Annotated in this window: 19 protein-coding genes and 1 tRNA gene; all 20 read left to right on the top strand. The window is 55.9% G+C overall.

Going from position 1 to position 21,456, the window contains the following annotated elements:
- The first annotated feature begins 103 nt into the window (after positions 1–103).
- The 20 genes from GZ092_RS12795 (at position 104) to GZ092_RS12700 (ending at position 21,441) form a co-directional block, all read left to right on the top strand.
- The gene (locus GZ092_RS12795; protein ID WP_293636918.1) at positions 104–922 is read left to right on the top strand and encodes a gamma-glutamyl-gamma-aminobutyrate hydrolase family protein; all 819 of its coding nucleotides are present in this window, start codon (positions 104–106) and stop codon (positions 920–922) included.
- 53 nt (positions 923–975) lie between these two features.
- A complete protein-coding gene (locus GZ092_RS12790) occupies positions 976–2,355 on the top strand; it encodes a glutamine synthetase family protein (RefSeq protein ID WP_293636917.1) in 1,380 nt (459 codons plus the stop codon).
- 51 nt (positions 2,356–2,406) lie between these two features.
- Positions 2,407–3,804, top strand: a complete 1,398-nt coding sequence (locus GZ092_RS12785) for an aspartate aminotransferase family protein (protein ID WP_293636915.1) — start codon at positions 2,407–2,409, stop codon at positions 3,802–3,804.
- Between the two features lie 130 nt (positions 3,805–3,934).
- Positions 3,935–5,095, top strand: a complete 1,161-nt coding sequence (locus GZ092_RS12780) for an extracellular solute-binding protein (RefSeq protein WP_293636913.1) — start codon at positions 3,935–3,937, stop codon at positions 5,093–5,095.
- Positions 5,096–5,337: 242 nt separating this feature from the next.
- Positions 5,338–6,438 carry a polyamine ABC transporter ATP-binding protein gene (gene potA / locus GZ092_RS12775; RefSeq protein WP_293636912.1) on the top strand — a complete coding sequence of 367 codons (1,101 nt, stop codon included), beginning with the start codon at positions 5,338–5,340 and terminating at the stop codon, positions 6,436–6,438.
- 16 nt (positions 6,439–6,454) lie between these two features.
- Complete coding sequence (locus GZ092_RS12770) at positions 6,455–7,372, top strand: ABC transporter permease (RefSeq protein WP_293636910.1); 918 nt, start codon at positions 6,455–6,457, stop codon at positions 7,370–7,372.
- Positions 7,373–7,379: 7 nt separating this feature from the next.
- On the top strand, positions 7,380–8,240 hold the full coding sequence (locus GZ092_RS12765) for an ABC transporter permease subunit (protein ID WP_293636909.1): 861 nt from the start codon (positions 7,380–7,382) through the stop codon (positions 8,238–8,240).
- 285 nt (positions 8,241–8,525) lie between these two features.
- On the top strand, positions 8,526–9,845 hold the full coding sequence (aceA, locus tag GZ092_RS12760) for an isocitrate lyase (RefSeq protein ID WP_293636907.1): 1,320 nt from the start codon (positions 8,526–8,528) through the stop codon (positions 9,843–9,845).
- A gap of 98 nt (positions 9,846–9,943) precedes the next feature.
- Positions 9,944–11,851 (top strand): threonine--tRNA ligase, encoded by a 1,908-nt coding sequence (gene thrS, locus GZ092_RS12755; protein WP_293636906.1) that lies wholly within the window; start codon positions 9,944–9,946, stop codon positions 11,849–11,851.
- Between the two features lie 85 nt (positions 11,852–11,936).
- Entirely contained in the window at positions 11,937–12,524 is a 588-nt protein-coding gene (gene infC, locus GZ092_RS12750; protein WP_293636986.1) for a translation initiation factor IF-3, read from the top strand.
- Positions 12,525–12,776: 252 nt separating this feature from the next.
- Positions 12,777–12,980 carry a 50S ribosomal protein L35 gene (gene rpmI, locus GZ092_RS12745; protein WP_011802230.1) on the top strand — a complete coding sequence of 68 codons (204 nt, stop codon included), beginning with the start codon at positions 12,777–12,779 and terminating at the stop codon, positions 12,978–12,980.
- 25 nt (positions 12,981–13,005) lie between these two features.
- Positions 13,006–13,362 (top strand): 50S ribosomal protein L20, encoded by a 357-nt coding sequence (gene rplT, locus GZ092_RS12740; RefSeq protein WP_293636901.1) that lies wholly within the window; start codon positions 13,006–13,008, stop codon positions 13,360–13,362.
- Between the two features lie 173 nt (positions 13,363–13,535).
- On the top strand, positions 13,536–14,600 hold the full coding sequence (gene pheS / locus GZ092_RS12735; protein ID WP_293636899.1) for a phenylalanine--tRNA ligase subunit alpha: 1,065 nt from the start codon (positions 13,536–13,538) through the stop codon (positions 14,598–14,600).
- A gap of 36 nt (positions 14,601–14,636) precedes the next feature.
- A complete protein-coding gene (gene pheT, locus GZ092_RS12730; RefSeq protein ID WP_293636897.1) occupies positions 14,637–17,063 on the top strand; it encodes a phenylalanine--tRNA ligase subunit beta in 2,427 nt (808 codons plus the stop codon).
- Positions 17,064–17,113: 50 nt separating this feature from the next.
- The gene (locus tag GZ092_RS12725; RefSeq protein WP_293636895.1) at positions 17,114–17,458 is read left to right on the top strand and encodes an integration host factor subunit alpha; all 345 of its coding nucleotides are present in this window, start codon (positions 17,114–17,116) and stop codon (positions 17,456–17,458) included.
- A gap of 91 nt (positions 17,459–17,549) precedes the next feature.
- Positions 17,550–18,047, top strand: coding sequence for a MerR family transcriptional regulator (locus GZ092_RS12720; RefSeq protein ID WP_293636893.1), 498 nt, complete (start codon positions 17,550–17,552; stop codon positions 18,045–18,047).
- 28 nt (positions 18,048–18,075) lie between these two features.
- A tRNA-Pro gene (locus tag GZ092_RS12715) sits at positions 18,076–18,152 on the top strand.
- Between the two features lie 209 nt (positions 18,153–18,361).
- Positions 18,362–18,679 carry a hypothetical protein gene (locus GZ092_RS12710; RefSeq protein ID WP_293636891.1) on the top strand — a complete coding sequence of 106 codons (318 nt, stop codon included), beginning with the start codon at positions 18,362–18,364 and terminating at the stop codon, positions 18,677–18,679.
- 165 nt (positions 18,680–18,844) lie between these two features.
- Positions 18,845–20,299 carry an N-6 DNA methylase gene (locus GZ092_RS12705; RefSeq protein WP_293636889.1) on the top strand — a complete coding sequence of 485 codons (1,455 nt, stop codon included), beginning with the start codon at positions 18,845–18,847 and terminating at the stop codon, positions 20,297–20,299.
- A complete protein-coding gene (locus GZ092_RS12700; protein ID WP_293636887.1) occupies positions 20,296–21,441 on the top strand; it encodes a restriction endonuclease subunit S in 1,146 nt (381 codons plus the stop codon). Before GZ092_RS12705 ends, GZ092_RS12700 begins: the two co-directional genes overlap by 4 nt.
- The last annotated feature ends 15 nt before the right edge of the window (positions 21,442–21,456 follow it).

Raw genomic sequence — 21,456 nt, 5'->3', positions numbered from 1 at the left:
CTGTTGTGCACCGTGAAGCACCCGCAGCTACGCCACCCTGGCGCGGCGCAGCTTCGTGAGGGGCTGGTTACACTGGCTGGAACTCCTTAACACCCACCACTCCATGCGGCAAACCCCGTCGATTTCTTCGCAGCACCTTCACCTGCCGCTGGTGTGGCTGCCGGCCGACCACCGGCTTCTGGGTGAGGAAGGGCACCAGTTCCCGTTCCTGGTACTGGGCGAGAAATATGCCCGCGCCGTCAGGCAATGCGCCGGCGCCCAGCCGGTGATGTTCCCCCTGGCCGATGTGGCCCAGTTACCGGCGCTCCTGGGGCTGGTCGATGGCGTCATGCTGACCGGCTCGCCGTCGAATGTTCATCCATCCCATTTCGGCCAGGACGTGCTCGATGCCGGCCTGCCGCTGGACCCGCAGCGCGATGCGCTCACGCTGGCGCTGGTGCGGGCGTGCCGGGACGCCGGTGTGCCGCTGCTGGGCATTTGCCGCGGTTTCCAGGAAATCAATGTGGCGCTGGGCGGCTCGCTGGAGCAGAGCGTGCATGCGCGGGAAGGGCGCTTTGATCATCGCGATCCCGCAGGCGTCAGCCTTGAAGAAGCCTACGGACCTGCGCATGAGGTCCGTTTCGTGCCCGGCTGCGCATTTGCGCAATGGGCCGGCAGCGACACGGCCCAGGTCAATTCGCTGCATGGCCAGGGCATTGGCCGGCTGGCTGACGGACTGCGCGCGCTGGGGCATTCTTCCGACGGCCTGGTCGAGGCCTTCGAGATCGAGGGCGCCGCCGAGTTTGCCTGTGCGGTGCAATGGCATCCCGAGTGGAACTGCCAGGAAAATCCTTTTTACCAAGCCATCTTTGCGGCCTTTGGCCAGGCCTGCGAGCGCCGCCATGCCAGCCGCACACGGGAAAGGGCCAGCGCCGGCCACTGAATCCAGGTTATTCCAATCCACCGACATGCGTCGAAAAAAAACAGGAGTGCGCGATGAGTCTGAACATGAGCATGAGCAAGGCAACAACCTTCACGGAACTTGAAAACTGGCTGAATGAACGCAGGATCACCGAGGTCGAATGCCTGGTGCCCGACCTGACCGGCGTGGCCCGGGGCAAGATCCTGCCGCGCGGCAAGTTCACCGAAGACCGGGGCATGCGCCTGCCCGAAGCGGTGGTGGCCATGGGCGTGACCGGCGAGTTTCCCGAGAGCGGCCCTTATTACGATGTGATCAGCCCGACCGACAAGGACATGCACCTGCGCCCCGACCCGTCCACGGCGCGGATTGTTCCGTGGGCGTCGAGCCCGACGGCGCAGGTCATCCACGACTGTTTTGATCCGGCCGGCAAGCTGGTGCCGTTTGCGCCCAGAAGCGTGCTGCGCCGGGTGTGCGAACTGTATGAAGCCGAGGGCCTGGTGCCGGTGGTGGCGCCCGAACTGGAGTTTTACCTGGTGGCCCGCAACACCGACCCCAACACCCTGCTGCGCCCGCCGATTGGCCGCAGCGGCCGGGCCGAAACCTCGCGTCAGGCCTACAGCATCGACGCGGTGAACGAGTTTGACCCGCTGTTCGAGGACATCTACGACTACTGCGAAAAGATGGAACTCAACGTCGATACGCTGATTCATGAAGTCGGCGCGGGGCAGATGGAAATCAATTTTTTCCATGCCCATCCGCTGGGGCTGGCCGACGAGGTGTTCCTGTTCAAGCGCACGGTGCGTGAAGCGGCGCTGCGCCACAACATGTATGCAACCTTCATGGCCAAGCCGATTGCGGCCGAGCCCGGCAGCGCCATGCATGTGCACCAGAGTATCTTGAACAAGCAAACCGGTCTGAACATCTTCAGCAACAAGGATGGCAGCGAGTCGGAGGCTTTCTTTCATTACATCGGCGGGCTGCAGCGCTACATTCCGGCCGCCATGGCGCTGGTCGCGCCCTATGTCAACAGCTACCGGCGGCTCTCGCGGGACACGGCCGCGCCGATCAACATCGCCTGGGGGCATGACAACCGCACGGTGGGCATTCGCTCGCCGATTGCCACGCCGCAGGCCCGCCGGGTGGAAAACCGCGTCATCGGCGCCGATGCCAATCCGTACATCGCTTTGGCCATGACGCTGGCCTGCGGCTACCTGGGCATCAAGAACAAGATCAAGCCCAAGCCCGAAATGAAGGGCGATGCCTACCTGTCGCCGTATTCGCTGCCGCGCAGCCTGGGCGAGGCGCTGGACTGGCTGCGCCGCGAGTCGGACCTGCATGAAGTGCTGGGCCGTGATTTCGTCACGGTGTATTCCGAAATCAAGGAAATGGAGTTCGCCGAGTTCATGAAGGTGATCTCTCCGTGGGAGCGTGAACACCTGCTGCTGCTGGTGTAAGCCCCCAACCCCACCCATTCACCGATTCACCGCAACCGAGAGCCGCCCACCATGAACACCCCTGTCGATACCGCCCTGATCCAGTCACTGGATCGTGAGCATTTCCTGCATCCCTTCACCGACTTCAAGGACATGGAGGCACGCGGCGCACGGGTCATCACCCGGGCCGAGAACATCTATGTCTGGGATTCCGAAGGCCACAAGATCCTCGACGCGATGAGCGGCCTGTGGTGCGTCAATGTGGGCTATGGCCGTGAGGAACTGGCCAGCGCCGCCTACCGGCAGATGATGACGCTGCCTTACTACAACAGCTTTTTCCAGACCACCAACGTGCCGGCGGTGCAACTGGCGACCCGCCTCGCAGCACTGGCGCCCGAGGTGGGCGGCCGCAGCTTCAAGCATGTGTTTTATTCCAGCAGCGGCTCCGAGAGCAACGACTCAAACGTGCGCATGGTGCGCCGCTACTGGGACCTGCTGGGCCAGCCGGAGCGCAAGGTCATCATCGGCCGCATCAATGGCTACCACGGCAGCACCATGGCCGGCGCCTCGCTGGGTGGCATGTCCGGCATGCATGCGCAGGGCGACTTGCCGATACCCAACATCACCCACATCGGGCAGCCGTATTTTTACGAACTCGGCCAGCCGGGCGAGACCAGCGCCGAATTCGGCCTGCGCGCTGCCGGCTGGCTGGAAGAAAAAATCCTGGAGTTAGGCGCGGACAAGGTGGCAGCGTTCATCGCCGAGCCGGTGCAGGGCGCCGGCGGCGTGATCATTCCACCCGACAGCTACTGGCCCGAGATCCAGCGCATCGTCGACAAGTACGGCATCTTGCTGATCAGCGACGAGGTGATCTGCGCCTTTGGCCGGGTGGGCCACTGGTTTGCCTATGAAAAATTCGGCTACCGGCCCGACCTGGTGACCTTTGCAAAGGGCGTGACCAGCGGCTACATCCCGCTGGGCGGCGTGATGGTGGGCAACCGGGTGGCCGAGGTGCTGATCGAGCAGGGCGGCGAGTTCAACCATGGCTACACCTACAGCGGCCATCCGGTGGCCTGTGCCGTGGCACTGGCCAACCTGGACCTGATGGAAAAGGAAAACCTGCCCGGGCGTGTCAAGGACGACATTGGCCCTTATCTGGCCGAACGCTTTGCCGAACTGGGCGAACATCCGCTGGTGGGGCTGGCCGAGACCTGCGGCTTCATGGCCGGGCTGGTGCTGACCAAAAACAAGGCAACGCACGAAGCCTTCGACCCCGAACTGGGCGTCGGCATGCTGTGCCGTGGCCACTGCTTCCGGCTGGGGCTGATCATGCGCGCCGTGGGCGACCGCATGATCATTGCGCCGCCGCTGGTCATGACCCATGCGCAGATCGATGAAATGATCGCGCTGATCCGCAGTTGCCTGGACGCCACCCTGGCCGATTTACAGGCTGCCCGTCAGATGGATTGAATAGAATATTTGTTGCAATGCGTCGGACTCTGGCTGGTCCGGATATTGCATCGCCCACGGGGCGCATGGCAGCCATTTTCTGGCGTTGCGTCGCGTTCGTTTTTTACCTTTCTCCGGAGTCATTTCCAACATGAAAAAACTTGTACTGGTGACGGCCGTGTCGGCTCTCTTGCTGTCGGCCTGCGGCAAAAAAGAGGAGCCGGTCGCGGTTGCCCCTGCGCCAGCGCCGGTGGCTTCGGCCCCTGCGCTGCCGGTCAATGCCGAGGAGAAGGTGCTCAACATCTACAACTGGCCCGATTACATTCCCGAAGGCATGACCGCCGCCTTTGAAAAGGAAACCGGCATCAAGGTCAACTACGACACCTTCGAGACCAACGAGGCGCTGCATGCCAAGCTGGTGGCCGGCAACACCGGTTACGACATCGTGGTGCCCGGCACGGTGTTTGCCAAGTCGCAGATCGAAGGCGGGCTGCTGCAGCCGCTGGACAAGACCAGGATTCCCAACCTGGCCAATCTGGAGCCGGCCATCATGAACACCCTGACCAAGGCCGACCCGGGCAACAAGTACCTGGTGCCCTGGGCCTGGGGCTTCACCACCGTGGGCATCAACAAGACCAAGGTTGACAAGGCGCTGGCCGGCATGCCCATGCCGGAAAACGCCTGGGACCTGGTGTTTGATCCGAAATACACCGCCAGGCTCAAGTCCTGCGGCATTGCCTACCTGGATTCGCCCACCGAAATCATGCCGGTGGCGCTGCATTACATCGGCAAGGATGCCTATTCGAACAATCCGGCCGACTTCAAGGCAGCCGCCGAAATGCTGTTCAAGGTACGCAAGGATGTACGCCTGTTCAGCGCCACCATGATCGATGACGTGGCCGGCGGCAAGGCCTGTGCGGTCATCGGCTGGTCGGGCGACATCAACATCGCCGCCAACCGCGCCAGGGAAAACGGCTCGAAGGACGTTATCGAAGCCCTGCTGCCAAGCACTGGCGCGCTGCTTTTCGCCGACACCATGGCGCTGACCAAGGACGCCAAGCATCCGAACAATGCCCAGGCCTTCATCGATTTCTACCTGCGGCCTGAAAACGCCGCGTCGGTGACCAACACGATGAACTATCCCACGGCCAACAAGGCGGCCATTGCGCAGATCAAGCCGGAAATTTCAGGCAACAAGACCATCTTTGTCGAGCCCGCGTATTTCAGCAAGATGATCGCGCCCAGCAGTTTCACCAATGAAGCCCGCGAAGCCCTGGCCAACGCCTACAACAGCGTCAAAAAAGGCAGGTGACGTTCATTTCCGGGGTCTGGCCCCGGAATTTGCAGCCAGGATGGCAGCCCCTGCTGCGTGCGCCCACCCTGGATTTCGGTCATGGCATGGCATGCGGCCAGTGATGCTGTGCTACTGAATCAATAGCTGACTGGGCACACTGGTCGTGCGGTAAAGGCTTTTTTGATGCCGAAAATCGGTTTTTCGGCCAGTGGGATTGCGCTGTGGTTTCCCCAAATACGAACAAACGCAGGGATGGATGCATGGCAGAAAACGATGGAAAAGCAGGCTATCTGGTCACCGAGAAACTGATCAAGCGCTTTGACGAAGCGGTGGCGGTGGACGAGGTGTCGCTGTCGGTGAACCGGGGCGAGATTTTTGCCCTGCTGGGCAGTTCGGGCTGCGGCAAGTCCACCCTGCTTCGCATGCTGGCGGGCTTCGAAAAGCCCAGTTCCGGCCGGATCCTGCTGGGTGGCGAGGACGTGGCCGGCCTGCAGCCCTATGAGCGCCCGATCAACATGATGTTCCAGTCGTACGCGCTGTTTCCGCACCTCGACATCTGGGAGAACGTTGCCTTTGGCCTGAAGCGTGAAGGCCTGCCCAAGGCCCAGATCCAGCAGCGCGTGGGCGAAATGCTCGACCTGGTGCAACTGGGCCCCTACGCCAAACGCAAGCCGCACCAGCTCTCCGGCGGCCAGCAGCAGCGCGTCGCCCTGGCCCGCAGCCTGGCCAAGCGGCCCAAGCTGCTGCTGCTCGATGAACCGCTGGGGGCGCTCGACAAGAAACTGCGCGAGCAGACCCAGTTCGAACTCGTCAACATCATCGAGAAAGTCGGCGTGACCTGCGTGATGGTGACCCACGACCAGGAAGAAGCCATGACCATGGCCGGCCGTATCGCCGTGATGAGCAAGGGCAGGGTGTTGCAGGTGGGCACGCCCGAAGAGGTGTATGAGCATCCGGCCAACCGCTTTGTCGCGGACTTCATCGGCAACGTCAACATGTTCGAAGGCCGGCTCAGCGTGGACGAACCCGACCGCTGCGCTGCGGTGACCGGCATCGGTGAAATCCAGGTCGGCCACGGGGTGAGCGGCACGCTGAACATGCCGCTGGCCATTGCCGTGAGGCCCGAGAAAATCGGGATCAGCAAGCAGCGCCCGGCGGCGGACCGCAATGTCTTCACCGGCAAGGTCCAGGAAATTGCCTACTTTGGCTCCTACAACACCTACATCGTGTTGGCCAGCGACGGCTCCCGGGTGCGCATCACCGAGGCCAATACCTCGCGTCAGGACGTGAGCAACATCACCTGGGAAGACAGTGTGTTTTTCTGGTGGGACGACCGCGCCGGCATTGTGCTGCGTGATTAAAGGAAAAACCAGCGCCATGGCTGCATCCACCTTTCCCATGCCGGGCAAACGCTTCGTGATTGGCGTGCCTTATCTGTGGCTGATCATTTTTTTCTTCCTGCCCTTCCTGATCCTGCTGTACATCAGCTTTGTCGACATAGGCAACGACATCAATCCCTTCAAGCCGATCTGGGATGCGCAAACCGGCCTGCTCAAGCTCAAGTACGAGAACTACGGTTCGATTTTTCGCAGCAGCGAAGGCGGCGCGCTGTTCCAGACGATTTACATCGAGGCCTATCTGCGCTCGCTGTGGTATGCGCTGTGCACCGCCGTGCTGTGCCTGGCGGTTGGCTATCCGTTCGCCTATTTCATTGCGCGCTCACCATTGAGCGTGCGGCCTGCGCTGTTGATGATGGTGATGCTGCCTTTCTGGACCTCGTTCCTGCTGCGTGTCTATGCCTGGAAGGGCATCCTGGCCGACCAGGGCGTGCTCAACCAGGCGCTCATGGCGCTTGGATTCACGGCTGAACCCTTCCAGCTCCTGTACACCGATGTGTCCATGCTGGTGGGCATGACCTATGTCTATCTGCCTTTCATGGTGCTGCCGCTCTACGCCAACCTGGTGAAGATGGATTTTCGCCTGCTGGAAGCGGCCTATGACCTGGGCGCCTCGCCCCTCGAAGCCTTCTGGCTGGTCACGGTGCCGCTGTCGCGGGCCGGCATCATCGCCGGCTTCATGCTTGTGTTCATTCCCTGCGTCGGTGAATTTGTGATTCCTTCACTGCTGGGCGGTCCTGAAAACATCATGATCGGACGCGTGGTCTGGGACGAGATGTTCACCAGCAACAACTGGCCCCGGGCAACAGCGCTGGCGGTGGTCATGATCGGGCTGATCGTCGTGCCCTTGGCGATTTATTACCACTACACCGGCGATGCGGCCGAGCCAGGAAAGTAGCCCGACCATGAAACATTTTCTGGAAAAGCATTTCGGCAAGCTGTGGCTGGCGCTGGTCTACCTGTTCTTGTACCTGCCGCTGATTTTCATGATCGTCTTTTCGTTCAACAGCACCCGCCAGGATGCGGTATTCACCGGTTTTTCGCTGCGCTGGTATGAGGCATTAACGCGCGACACCAAGATCGTGGACGGCTTCTGGCTGTCGCTGAAAATCGCCATGGTGTCCGGCCTGCTGTCTGCCACGCTGGGCACGTTTTGCGCCTTTGTGCTGGTGCGCTACCGCCGTTTTCCAGGCCGTACCGCTTTCTCCGGCATGGTCAACGCGCCGCTGGTTATGCCCGAAGTCGTCATTGGCCTGTCGCTGCTCCTGTTGATGGTCGGTGCGCAAAATTTCCTGGGCTGGCCTCAGCGCGGCATGCTCACCATCATCCTGGGCCATACGCTGCTGGGCATGGCGTATGCCATGGTGGTCGTCCAGTCAAGGCTGCTGGAAGTGGATCGCTCGATTGAAGAGGCCGCCATGGACCTGGGTGCGCGGCCACACCAGGTGTTTTTTCTGATCACACTGCCCAACATCTTCCAGGCCATCCTGGCGGCTTTCCTGCTGTCTTTCACCCTGTCATTCGATGATGTGGTGATTGCCGAATTTTTGTCCGGGCCTGGTGTCAACACGCTGCCGCAGGTGATTTTTGGCTATGCGCGGCGCGGCATCAACCCGACCATCTACGCGGCCGCGACCTTGCTCATCGCCACCGTGACGATGGTCATCGTTGGCTACAGCGTCTGGGTGGCACGCAAAATCCGGCAGCGTGAACGCGAGATTTCAGCGGCCACCCGGGCCGAACTGACGGCGCTCAGTGCCGCATGAGCCGTGGCGTCCTGTGATCAAGTGGCGAGGCCGTGGCATGCAGGGCATCACGGGCTGCTTGGAGTTTCACAAGTCAGAAATTTTTACCACGATATGAAATAACCATGAAAATAAAACCAAGGTCAATCATCGCAATGAGGAAATATTTTCCGCATTACGAAATAGTCTTCTAAGTATTTGATTTTTATGGAAATATTTAGTCTTATATAAGACATAAGAGATGAGTTAAGTCTTGTAGAAGACTTAAAATAAAGCCACTTTCTTTTTCAACTAACGGAGTTCAACATGCCACAAAGCCTTACCGAGCAACTCAGCCGCGACCAGCAAATCGAAGCCCTCGAAAAAGACTGGGCCACCAACCCACGCTGGAAAGGCATCAAGCGCGGCTACAGCGCCGCCGATGTGGTTCGCCTGCGCGGCTCCTTCCCCATCGAGCACACGCTGGCTCGCCGTGGCGCTGAAAAGCTCTGGGGCCTGGTGAATAACGAGCCTTACGTCAACTGCCTCGGCGCGCTGACAGGCGGCCAGGCGATGCAGCAGGTGAAAGCCGGCGTCAAGGCCATTTACCTGTCGGGCTGGCAAGTCGCCGCCGACAACAACGGTTACGCCGCCATGTACCCCGACCAGTCGCTGTACCCGGTGGACTCGGTGCCAAAAGTCGTCGAGCGCATCAACAACACCTTCCGCCGTGCCGACGAAATCCAGCACTCCAAGGGCATTGATGCTGGCGACGCGGGCTACATCGACAACTTCGCGCCTATCGTGGCCGATGCCGAAGCCGGTTTTGGCGGCGTGCTGAACGCGTTTGAACTGATGAAGGCCATGATCAATTCCGGCGCCGCCGGCGTTCACTTTGAAGACCAGCTGGCTTCCGTCAAGAAATGCGGCCACATGGGCGGCAAAGTGCTGGTGCCCACCGCCGAGGCCTGCCAGAAACTCATCGCTGCCCGCATGGCGGCCGACGTTTGCGGCGTGCCTACCCTGGTGATTGCCCGTACCGATGCCGAAGCCGCCGACTTGCTGACCAGCGACTATGACGAAAACGACAAGCCATTCATCACCGGTGAACGCACCGCCGAAGGTTTCTACAAGACCCGCAAGGGCATGGACCAAGCCATCTCGCGCGCCGTGGCCTACGCCCATTACGCCGACCTGGTGTGGTGCGAAACCGGCACGCCTGACCTCGAATTCGCCAAGAAATTCGCCGATGCCGTGCATGCGGTTCACCCCGGCAAGATGCTGGCTTACAACTGCTCGCCATCGTTCAACTGGAAGAAGAACCTGGACGACGCGACCATTGCCAAGTTCCAGAAAGAACTCGGCGCCATGGGTTACAAGTACCAGTTCATCACGCTGGCCGGCATCCACTCCATGTGGTACAACATGTTCGACTTGGCGCAGGACTATGTCGCTCGCGGCATGACGGCTTACATCGAGAAGGTGCAAGAGCCCGAATTCGCAGCCCGTGGCCGTGGCTACACCTTTGTGTCGCATCAGCAGGAAGTTGGCACCGGTTACTTCGACGAAGTGACCACCGTGATCCAGGGCGGCAAGTCCAGCGTGACCGCGCTGACCGGCTCGACCGAAGAAGAGCAGTTCCACTGACCTGAAGTCCCATCCGGGGCGGCGTAAAATCGCGCCATCCCGGCTTTAAGCTTTCAAGCGCGGCTCGTCCGCGCTTTTTCATTTTTGTTTTCGACACCATGATCCAAATCACGCTCCCTGACAGTTCCAAACGCGACTACCCTCAAGCCGTTACCGTGGCTGAAGTTGCCGCGTCCATCGGCACCGGACTGGCCAAGGCAGCCCTGGGCGGCAAGGTCGACGGCAAGCTGGTCGATACCAGCTATCTCATCAGTCAGGACAGTGCGGTTTCCATCATCACGGCCAAGGATGCTGACGGCCTGGAACTGATTCGCCACAGCGTGGCCCACTTGCTGGCGTATGCGGTCAAGGAGCTGTTTCCCGAAGCGCAGGTCACCATCGGGCCGGTGATTGAGAATGGATTTTTCTACGATTTTTCCTACAAGCGCCCGTTCACGCCAGAAGATCTGGTCGCCATCGAAAAGCGCATGACCGAACTCGTCGCCAAGGATGAGCCTGTCACCCGCCGGGTGTTGCCCCGCGATGAAGCCGTGGCGCATTTTAAAAGCATGGGCGAGCATTACAAGGCTGAAATCATCGCCAGCATTCCGGCCAATGAAGATGTCTCGCTCTACCGCGAGGGCGCGTTTGAGGATTTGTGCCGCGGCCCGCACGTTCCGAGCACCGGCAAACTGAAATTCTTCAAGCTCATGAAGGTGGCCGGCGCTTACTGGCGCGGCGATCACCGCAACGAGATGCTGCAGCGCATTTACGGCACGGCTTGGGCCTCCAAGGACGAGCTGCAACAGTATCTGACGATGCTCGAAGAAGCCGACAAGCGCGACCACCGCAAGCTGGGCAAGGAACTTGATCTGTTCCATATTGACGACCATGCGCCGGGTCTGGTGTTCTGGCACCCCAAGGGCTGGACGGTCTGGCAGGGCGTTGAGCAGTACATGCGCAAGGTCTACCAGGACAACGGTTACCAGGAAGTCAAGGGCCCGCAACTCCTGGACAAGACGTTGTGGGAAAAAACAGGCCACTGGGACAAATACCGCGACAACATGTTCACGACCGAGAGCGAAAAGCGCGATTTCGCCCTCAAGCCGATGAACTGCCCTGGCCATATCCTCATATTCAAGCAGGGCATCAAGAGCTACCGCGATTTGCCATTGCGCTACGGCGAGTTCGGCCAGTGCCACCGGAATGAGCCTACCGGCGGCCTGCACGGCATCATGCGCGTGCGCGGCTTTACGCAAGACGACGGCCACATTTTTTGTACCGAAGAACAGATTCTTAAAGAGTGCGTTGATTACACGACGCTGCTGCAAAAAGTCTATACCGACTTCGGCTTCAAAAACATCATCTACAAAGTCGCCACCCGACCCGATGCCCGTATCGGCTCCGACGAAAGCTGGGACAAGGCCGAGGCCGCGCTGATTGAAAGCCTGCGCGCTTCAGGCTGCGACTTTGAAATTTCGCCGGGCGAGGGTGCCTTTTACGGCCCGAAAATCGAATACACGCTAAAAGATGCGATTGGCCGGCAGTGGCAGTGCGGCACGATCCAGGTCGATTTCTCGATGCCAGAGCGGCTGGATGCGGAGTATGTCGGCGAAGACGGCGCCCGCCATCGCCCTGTCATGCTGCACCGGGCGATTGTCGGCAGCCTCGAACGGTTCATTGGAATTTTGATTGAGGAGCACGCCGGCGCACTGCCGACCTGGCTGGCGCCGGAACAAGTTTCCCTGCTGACCATTACAGATTCACAAGCTGATTACGCTAAATGCGTTGCTAAAACGCTGCAAAATCAAGGCCTTAGGGTCAACCTTGACTTACGCAACGAAAAAATTACGTATAAAATACGAGAGCACGCATTGCAAAAGCAGCCTTACATCCTTGTTGTAGGCGACAAGGAAATGGCCGCAGGCGCAGTTTCAGTGCGTGCCCGGGGTAATAAAGACCTTGGCGTAATGTCCATTGAAGCGTTTTCCGAGCGAATTGCTTCCGACATTGCACAAAAAGCCTGATTTTTATAAATTTTAAATGAATCAAGTTTAATGTCCTCGCTGGACGGGCGTAAGCAGCTATAGCTTTTATAGCAGATATTGAAGGATTCGCACCATCGCTACAGAATTTCGTGACCGCCGTCACCGTGAAGAACGCAAGCACCGCTTGAACCGTGAAATCATGGCCCCTGAAGTACGCCTTACCGGGCCAGACAACGAACCTTTAGGCGTTGTCAGTCTGATGGAAGCGTTGCGCTTGGCTGGTGAAGCGGATGTGGACTTGGTTGAGATTTCGCCAACGGCCATGCCGCCTGTTTGCCGATTGATGGATTACGGCAAATTCAAGTATGCCGAACAGAAAAAAGCTGCAGAGGCGAAGTCCAAGCAAAAGGTGATCGAGGTCAAGGAAGTCAAGTTCCGTCCCGGTACCGACGACGGCGACTACAACATCAAACTACGCAACATCAAGCGTTTTCTGGAAGATGGCGACAAGTGCAAGATTACGTTGCGCTTCCGTGGCCGGGAAATTACGCATCAAGAGCTGGGCTTGGCCTTGCTGGCGCGGATTCGTGACGAATTGGCAGATTTGATTTTGGTGGAACAGTTTCCAAAGCTTGAAGGTCGGCAGATGGTCATGATGATCGCACCTGGTCGCAAGAAAGTTGCTTCGAAAGTATCGGCAGAGGTTGCGTAAGGTTTGCCTGCCGAGGTTGGGCCATCTGACCTCCTTAGAATGATTTGAGGATTCTGTCAATCAAGTAATAAAGGTGCATCTAAACGATGTTCCTGCGACTTCTAGCGTTAAGCCAGACGTCCGAAAGTAACGGCATGAAAGCCGTTGCGCCAATGGCAAGTGTTAAATCCTGTCATGACAAGTGGCTCGGGGCCATCAAGTTTGCGAAAGTTTCGCAGCGCCTCACGAGCACAAACGAAAAGGAGCATATATATGCCCAAAATGAAGACCAAAAGCGGCGCCAAAAAGCGTTTTCGCGTTCGTCCAGGTGGCACGGTAAAACGTGGTCAAGCCTTCAAACGTCACATCTTGACCAAGAAGACCACCAAAAACAAACGCCAACTGCGTGGATCAGTAGCTGTTCATGAGACCAATATGGGTCACATGGCGCAGATGCTGCCAGGCCGTGGCATTTAATTTAACGACGAACAAGGAGTAATACATGCCTCGCGTCAAACGTGGTGTAACGGCTCCCCGCCACAAAAAAGTCCTGGCCCTTGCAAAAGGTTTTCGCGGTCGCCGCGGTAATGTCTTCCGGATCGCCAAAGAAGCGGTAATGAAGGCTGGGCAATACGCCTACCGTGACCGTCGTAACAAAAAGCGTGTGTTCCGCCGTCTGTGGATCGCCCGTATCAATGCCGCAAGCCGTTCATTTGGCCTGACCTATAGCCAGTTTGCCAATGGCCTGAAAAAAGCTGGTATCGAGATTGACCGCAAGGTTCTGTCCGATATGGCGATTCACGACAGCGCTGCCTTTGGCGCTATCGTCGAGCAGGCCAAAGCCAAGCTGGCTGCCTGATTTTCAGGACAGTACGCTATTAAATAAATAGCTGCTTGCATAGGAAAATAGAGGGCTGGAGCTTGAAAAGGCTCTGGCCCTTTTTCATGGCCTTCCGTGTAGCGTCCTTGTCATGATCGCGTGACCGAAAGTAGCGCTGCTGTGTTTCTTCCTGCACCCGTACTAGAGATCTTATGAACGACGCCGATACCCTCAATGAACTCATAGCTACTGCCAAAGCCAACTTTGCGCAGACTGTAACGCCCGCAGATCTGGAAAATGCAAAAGCACAATTTCTTGGTAAATCGGGCCGTATTACCGAATTCATGAAGGGTATGTCGCAGCTTTCGGTGGAAGAGAAAAAATCCCGCGGTGCTGCCGTCAATCTGGCCAAACAGGCGATCGAAACCGCGTTGAGCGAGCGTCGCCAGGCACTTGCGAATGCCGAACTTGAAAAGCAGTTAAAAGCCGAGGCGCTCGACGTGACCCTTCCTGGCCGCCAGCGTTCCAGGGGCGGCCTGCATCCCGTGTCACTCACTTTGGAGCGGATTGAAGCCATTTTCGGCTCCATGGGTTTTGATGTGGCGCAGGGACCGGAAATTGAGACCGACTGGTTTAACTTTACTGCTCTCAATACACCCGAAGACCATCCGGCGCGGTCCATGCACGACACTTTTTATGTCGAGGGTGGTACGGAAAATGCACCCAACTTGCTGCGCACCCATACCAGCCCAATGCAGATCCGCTATGCCGTCCAGCATGTCAAAAAGCATCGCGCACTGATTGATGCCGGGGGCCGTATGCCCGAAATTCGCGTGATTGCCCCGGGCCGTACTTACCGCGTTGACAGCGATGCGACACATTCGCCGATGTTTCACCAGTGCGAAGGGCTGTGGATTGGCGAAAACGTGAGTTTCAAGGATCTGAAGTTTGTATTCACCGATTTTTGCCGTACTTTTTTTGAGAGCAATGATCTGGTGCTTCGCTTTCGCCCCAGTTTCTTCCCGTTCACCGAGCCAAGTGCCGAAATCGATATTCAGTTCCAGTCGGGGCCGTTGTCGGGCCGCTGGCTTGAAGTGGCAGGTTCGGGGCAGGTCCACCCGAATGTGGTGCGCAACATGGGACTCGATCCTGAAAAGTACATCGGTTTCGCTTTTGGCATGGGGCCGGACAGGTTGACCATGCTGCGCTACGGCGTCAATGACCTGCGCTTGTTCTTTGATGGCGACATCCGCTTCCTGTCCCAGTTTCAGTCATAACAACAAGAACAGCAAACGAAAGAACAAGGCCACACCATGCAATTTCCAGAATCCTGGTTGCGCGAATTTTGCAATCCACCGATCAGCACCGAGCAACTCGCTGAAACCCTGACCATGGCCGGACTTGAGGTTGAAGAACTCAAGCCGTTCGCACCGCCGTTCAACCTCATAGTGGTCGGTGAAATCATGGAAGCCCTGCAGCATCCCAACGCCGACCGGCTGCGCGTGTGCCAGGTTGACGTGGGACAAGGCAAGTTCCTCACCATCGTCTGTGGGGCGCCCAATGCCCGAGTTGGCATCAAGGTGCCTTGCGCACTGGTGGGGGCCGAACTGCCCCCCGGCGAAGATGGCAAGCCCTTCCTGATCAAGGTGGGCAAACTGCGCGGAGTCGAGAGTGAAGGCATGCTGTGCTCGGCGCGGGAGCTCAAGCTTTCGGAGGACCATGGCGGCCTTTTGGAACTGGCACCTGACGCGCCGGTGGGGCAGGATATCCGCGCTCATCTCAAACTGGATGACACATTGTTCACGCTCAAGCTCACGCCTAATCTGGCGCACTGCCTGAGCGTCTACGGTGTGGCACGCGAGCTTGCGGCGCTGACCGGTTCGCCCTTGAATACGCCGTCTTTCCCATCGGTACGGGTCGGCAACCAGGACAAGCTCGCTGTCAAGGTGAGCGCGCCCGACCTATGCGGCCGCTTTTCGGGCCGTATCGTGCGCAACGTGAATCCGCAAGCGGCAACGCCGTCATGGATGGCCGATCGCCTGGCGCGCTGCGGTCAGCGCAGCGTGGCGGCGCTGGTGGATATTTCCAACTACGTGATGTTCGAGCTGGGCCGCCCCAGCCATATCTTCGACCTCGACAAGATCCAGGGTGGGCTGGATATTCGCTGGGGCAAGCCTGGGGAGACACTCAAGCTGCTGAACGGCAATACCGTCGTAGTTGATGAACGGGTCGGCGTGATCGCTGACGACCAGCAGGTTGAATCGCTTGCCGGCATCATGGGGGGCGATGCCACGGCCGTGTCTGACGATACGAAAAATATCTATGTTGAAGCTGCTTTCTGGTGGCCCAAGGCCATCGCAGGCCGGTCACGCCGCTACAACTTTTCCACCGATGCCGGCCACCGTTTTGAGCGTGGGGTTGACGCTGGACAGACCGTGGAGCATATCGAACGCATCACTCAACTCATCATCGACATTTGCGGAACACCAGAAACGATCTGTGGGCCGGTTGACGACCTTCAGGTCAACCTTCCAAAGGCAGTGCCAGTGACCTTGCGCGTGGCGCGTGCAGCCAAGATCATCGGCATGCCGCTGACGCAGGCGCAATGCCAGGATGCACTTGTTCGCCTGGGCCTGGATGTCAAGACGGGCGAGGGCCTGTTGACAGTTACGCCACCAAGCTACCGTTTTGACTTGCAAATAGAGGAAGACCTGATTGAAGAAGTGGTGCGTATTGTGGGTTATGACCAGTTGCCGGAAACACCGCCACTTGCCCCCATCACTGCCCGAATCCGCCCTGAAGCCGAACGCAGTCCGTTTGCCGTGCGTCGTGCTCTTGCGTCGCTGGGTTACCAGGAAACCATCAATTTCAGTTTTGTCGAAGCGCGCTGGGAAAACGAACTGGCTGGCAATCCTGATCCCATCAAACTGCTGAACCCGATTGCCAGCCAGATGAGCGTCATGCGTTCCTCGCTGCTGGGCTCATTGCTGCAGGTGCTGAAGTTCAACCTGGACCGCAAAGCTTCGCGTGTGAATGTCTTTGAGTTGGGCCGGGTTTTTCTGCGCGACCCACAAAGCCAGGATACTGATACAACCGTTGCCGGCTTCAACCAGCCCATGCGGGTCGCGGGGCTGGCCTATGGCCCACGCGCTGCGTTGTATTGGGGCCAGTCTGACAAGGGCGTCGATTTTTTCGATGTCAGGGGAGATGTTGAAGCCTTGCTGGCACCGCTTCAAGCTGTTTTCGCACCAGCAACGCATCCTGCCATGCATCCGGGACGGTGCGCCAGCGTGTCTGTAGACGGAAAGCCGATCGGCTTTGTGGGTGAACTGCATCCGCAGTGGCGACAAGGCTACGAACTGACTCAGGCGCCCCTGCTCTTTGAACTCGAACTCGATGCCGTTCTGCAGCGTCAAGTGCCGGTTTTCAAGACCGTCAGCAAGTTCCAGCCTGTTGAGCGCGATATTGCAGTGATCGTGCAGGAAAGTGTTAGCCATGCAGCGCTCATGTCTGCCATTAATGATGCCAATACGCAAGGCTTGCTCAAGAAGGCGACCTTGTTCGATGTGTACCGAGCGCAGCATGCCAGCCTGAATATCCAACTGGGTGAAAAAAGTCTGGCGGTGCGTCTGGTCCTTTCCAGCGATACGGCCACTTTGACTGATGAGTCGATTGATGCAGTGGTTCAGGAAATCGTGGCAATGCTGCAAGTCCGGCTTCAGGCCAGGTTGCGCGCTTAAGCGTTCGATACAGACCATTGAAAAAACAAGCAACAATCAGAAAGATGCCCATGGAATTTTCTTTTGAAAGTCTTGAGACACCAGCGCTTACCAAAGCGCATCTGGCTGACTTGTTGTTTGAGCAGATAGGGCTCAACAAACGCGAATCCAAGGAAATGATCGATGCATTTTTTGAACTCATTTCCGAATGTTTGATTGAAGGGAAAGATGTCAAGATATCTGGATTTGGCAATTTTCAGATACGCACCAAGGCGCCCCGGCCAGGACGGAATCCCCGAACCGGTGAATCTATTCCAATTGGATCCAGGCGGGTGGTAACCTTTCACGCCAGCCACAAGCTAAAGGATCAGATCCAGGGAATACCCATCGGTGAACCCGAAATAGAAGCTATTTAACAACGGGCAATACGGCATGATCGGACTCCCTTTGCGATGCTGAGGAAGTTGGAGTAAATTCAAAACTTCTTTTCGAAGGGCATTGATTTAATTGGAGAATTCCTTTCCTCCTATTCCAGCAAAACGCTACTTCACCATCAGCGAAGTCAGCAAGCTGTGCGGTGTAAAACCTCATGTTCTTCGCTATTGGGAGCAGGAATTCACTCAATTAAGCCCCATGAAAAGACGCGGCAATCGCCGCTATTACCAGCTTCATGAGGTGAAATTGATTCGTCAAATTCGCCAACTTTTGTATGAGCAGAAATTCACAATTGTTGGTGCCCAGAATAAGCTTCAGGAAGCTTTACCTAGCGCATCTGGCGAGGCTTCTGACAGTGATCCAATGCTTATGCAAATGAAGTCACAAGCGCAGCAGAATGGAAACTCCTTTTCCCTTGTGCAGGGCTCTTCGGCGAATAGAGCCACGCCTCAAAATAGGGCGATTGATGACGAAATTGTTTCAGATCCAGCAGCTGTCCAGCCACTTCTCGCCATCCTACGTCACGAGTTGATGAACATCCGTGATCTGCTTGGATCTATCGACAGATAGTGATTTTCATCGGGTTATAATAGCTTGTCGGTGTGTGGCGCAGCCTGGTAGCGCACTTGCATGGGGTGCAAGGGGTCGAAGGTTCGAATCCTTTCACACCGACCATATGAATCAAGGACTTAGCTTCGAAAGGAGCTAAGTCCTTTCTTCTTTTCTGGGTGGAACATGAAAGTTGCCCCCACTATTGCCCCCACTGCGGCAATTGCTGGATGAGCTTCGATACTGCATTAGCGTTCGGTCTTGCCTATTTTTCTGTGTAGATTGATCATGTCACGGTTGTCTAACCCGACAAATTCCAGAATTGAACCATAACCATGGTCGTTTCCACAAACCTGATCCCAAAAAGCTTCTCCGCCTGTTGCCTGTGGCCGTTCATCTTTGTGCGACCAGAACAAAGCAGCAACAACGCCCTGATCGAACACGAATTGGTTCACTACAGGGAACAAGCGTGGATCACGCCGGTATGGGTGATCTTGTATTTCGTATCCCGAAAGTTCCGCCTTGCAGCCGAGGTTCGAGCCTACACACGGCAAATTGAATTCGGTGGCGTTACACAGGAACAGGCTGCCCATGCGCTGCTGAGCTATCGCCTTGGCATCACTTACGAGAAAGCCATGCAAGCCTTGGCTTGAAAGTGCTGCGAGTACGTCACCAAACTTGACGTTGCCACACTTACCATGTTAAGGATCAAACAAGCTGTCTGAAGGGAAAAGCAGCCAATATCGCTGCTACTATGTTGATAAAAGTTACCTGAGTAACCCCAACATACAACCCCTTAGCAATCGACAGGAACCCGCGTGTTTGAGCAAGCCTTTAAAAATATCGACAACATTCTGCACAGGGATGCGGGTTGCGGCTCTGAGTTGGACTACATCGAACAGACCTCATGGATTCTGTTCCTGAAGTACCTTGAGGACTTGGAGCGGGACAAGCAAACAGCCGCTCAACTAGCAGGCAAGCCCTACCAGCCCATCATTGCTGAAGACTTCACATGGAAGGTCTGGGCCATCCCCAAAGGCACGGATGGCAAGCTCGACCACCACAAAGCCTTGACAGGCGATGACCTCAAGGATTTCGTTGAACACAAGCTGTTCCCGTACCTCAAAAAATTCAAATCTGATGCGGTCAGCCCCAACACCATCGAATACAAGATCGGTGAGATTTTTTCCGAACTGAAAAACCGCATTCACAGCGGGTACAACCTGCGTGAAATTCTGAACATCATCGATGGCCTTCGGTTCAGAAGCAGGGAAGAAAAGCATGAGATGTCCCACTTGTACGAAGCCAAGATTGCCAACATGGGCAATGCAGGTCGTAATGGTGGTGAATATTACTCGCCGCGCCCCCTCATCAAGACCATCATCAAGGTCATTGCCCCTAAGATCGGTGACAAGGTTTATGACGGTGCTGTCGGTTCGGCTGGTTTTCTGGTGGAAGCGTTTGAGTACCTGAAAGCCAGCAAGACCCTAACCACCAAGGATGCGGAAACCCTGCAAAAGTCCACCTTTTACGGCAAGGAAAAAAAGGGGCTGGCGTACATCATTGGCGTGATGAACATGATCCTGCATGGAATTGAAGCGCCCAACATTGTTCACACCAACACGCTGGCAGAGAACCTTGCCGACATTCAGGAAAAGGATCGCTTCGATGTGGTAGCTGCCAATCCACCGTTTGGCAGCAAGGAACGCGCCGAAGTGCAGCAAAATTTTCCTATTAAAACGGGTGAAACCTCATTTCTGTTTTTGCAGCACTTCATCAAGATTTTGAAGGTGAATGGCAAAGCAGGCATCATCATCAAGAACACATTCCTGAGCAATACCGACAATGCGTCGGTGAGTCTGCGCAAGCTCTTGCTGGAATCTTGCAACCTGCATACCGTTCTCGACATGCCCGGTGGCACCTTCACAGGGGCTGGTGTGAAGACGGTGGTGCTGTTCTTTGAGAAGGGCACTCCCACCAAAAAAGTCTGGTTCTATCAACTGAACCTTGAACGCAATCTTGGCAAGACCAATCCCCTGAATGAATCTGATCTGGCTGAGTTTTTGGAACTTCAGAAAACTAAGGCTAATTCTGCAAATTCATGGTCGATAGATATAGCTGGAATTGACAAGTCAACGTATGACCTATCAGTGAAAAACCCGAATCGCAATGAAGAGATTCAACACCGTAGTCCACAGGAAATTATTGAAGAAATTGCCTTGCTTGATATTGAAAGTGCAGCGATTCTGGAAAGCATCAAGGCTTTGCTATGAAGGCAGGATGGCGTACTGTACCGATGGGCGAACTTTGCACCATTAAGAACGGAAAGTCTGACACGCAGGATGCTGTTGATGACGGTGAATTTGCATTCTTTGACAGATCAAAAAAAATCAAACGTAGCAGTCAATATTTGTTTGATTGCGAAGCACTCATTATTCCCGGTGAAGGTACAGAATTCCTGCCAAGGCATTTTTCAGGGAAGTTTGACCTTCACCAAAGAGCCTACGCACTGTTTGAACCAATAGACAAGCTAGATATTCGATATCTTTATCACTATCTGCACTACAGGAGTGACTATTTTCCCACCGTGGCGGTAGGAGCTACAGTGAAATCATTGCGAATGAGGCATTTCGAAAAATTACCTGTTCAATTGACAAACCTACAAGAACAACAACGTATAGTCGCCATTCTTGATGAAGCATGTGAAGGTTTAGCTACTGCTGCGAAAAATGTTGAAAAGAACCTGAGTAATGCTCGTGAGCTTTTTGAGTGTCACCTTCAAATTATCTTCGTTCAGCAAGATGCAAGTTGGGTTTACAAGCGATTGGGTGATTTGGCCTCATTCAGAAATGGGATAAATTTCACAAAATCCAGCAAAGGTGAGGCAATAGAAATTGTCGGTGTAAGAAATTTCAAAAATCACTTTCACGCACAAGTAGAAAACTTAGACAGCGTAATTACGGAAGGTAGCTTACCTGATTCAGACTTACTGAAAAAAAATGACGTTTTGTTTGTGCGATCCAATGGAAATTTGGAACTGATAGGACGTTGCATCCTGATTGGTGAACTTGAACGTAAGACGACATTTTCTGGATTCACAATTAGGGCAAGACTTGAAGGCGATAGTGTTACTCCTGAATATCTATGTCATTTTTTGAAATCAAAAACCGCCAGAAAAACAATGATTGACGGTGGCAACGGTGTGAATATAAAGAGCTTAAATCAGACCACCTTGTCTAATCTCGTGATTCCATATCCTCCATCCGTCAAAGATCAAAAAGCTGTGGTCGATAAACTCGAAGACTTGTTTAGCTACGTACAAAGTTTGGAATCTGTCTACCAGCAAAAATTCAATGCTCTTGCTGAACTGAAAAAATCTATTCTGCATCAGGCTTTCACTGGTCAATTGCAATAGTCGATAACAAGAATT

Origin of the sequence: Polaromonas sp. (genome assembly GCF_010365105.1) — a bacterium.
Taxonomy (GTDB): domain Bacteria; phylum Pseudomonadota; class Gammaproteobacteria; order Burkholderiales; family Burkholderiaceae_C; genus Polaromonas.
This window is presented reverse-complemented; position numbering and strand designations above follow the sequence as displayed.